This is a genomic window from Micromonospora echinofusca (genome assembly GCF_017614955.1).
Lineage (GTDB): Bacteria > Actinomycetota > Actinomycetes > Mycobacteriales > Micromonosporaceae > Micromonospora > Micromonospora echinofusca_A.
Genome location: NZ_WVUH01000690.1, coordinates 1 through 896 on the forward strand (window position 1 = coordinate 1; position 896 = coordinate 896).

At 71.4% G+C, this 896-nt stretch carries 1 protein-coding gene; it reads left to right on the forward strand.

What is annotated here, in order from left to right; genetic code table 11:
- The coding region (locus GSF22_RS33915) for an FAD-binding domain-containing protein (protein ID WP_280117040.1) at nucleotides 1–688 on the forward strand (688 nt) is incomplete at its 5' end.
- Nucleotides 689–896 lie beyond the last annotated feature (208 nt).

Below are 896 nucleotides of genomic sequence, written 5' to 3' on the forward strand. Positions count from 1 at the left end.
GCCCGACCCCGGTGAACTGCCCGACCCGCCGCCCGGCGAATCGCCGCACCTCGCCGTCGGCGGCGAGACGGTCGCCCGGCAACGCCTCCGGGACTGGTTGCCGGACCTGCCCCGCTACGACGACCTGCACGACGACCTGGCCGGGGACGGTACCTCCCGGCTCAGCCCCTACCTGCGCTTCGGCTGCCTCTCCCCGTTGACCGTGGCCCTGGCGGCTGCGGGTGGTGCCGGTGGCCGGGACAACCCGTTCGTCCGGCAGCTCTGCTGGCGGGACTTCTACTACCAGGTCACCGCCGCCTTCCCGGACATCTCCCGGACCGCCTACCGACGCAACGCCACCGAGGACTGGCGGTACGACCCCGACGCGCTGGCCGCCTGGACCGAGGGGCGTACCGGCATGCCGATCGTGGACGCCGGGATGCGGCAGCTACGCGCCGAGGGCTGGATGCACAACCGGGCCCGGCTGATCACCGCGTCGTACCTCACGAAGACCCTCGGACTGGACTGGCGGGCCGGAGTGGAGGTCTTCTCCCGTTGGCTGCTCGACGGGGACGTGGCCAACAACTCCGGCAACTGGCAGTGGGTGGCCGGTACCGGCAACGACACCAAGCCGTACCGCCGCTTCAACCCGGTACGGCAGGCCGAGCGGTACGACCCGGACGGCGCGTACGTCCACCGCTGGATGTAAGGAAGGGCCCCTTCCTATCGCTTTTGGTATAGGAAGGGGCCCTTCCTAACAGGTGTGTGCACGTGGTCAGCCGGCGTCGGCCAGGTCGGCGTGCAGGGCCTCCACCAGCGCCTCCACCCGGTCGAACCCGGCCAGCCGGCTCGTGGCGTACCCGAAGCTGTAACCGCGGACCGGATCGGCCCACGCGCAGCTCCCCCCGATCCCGCCC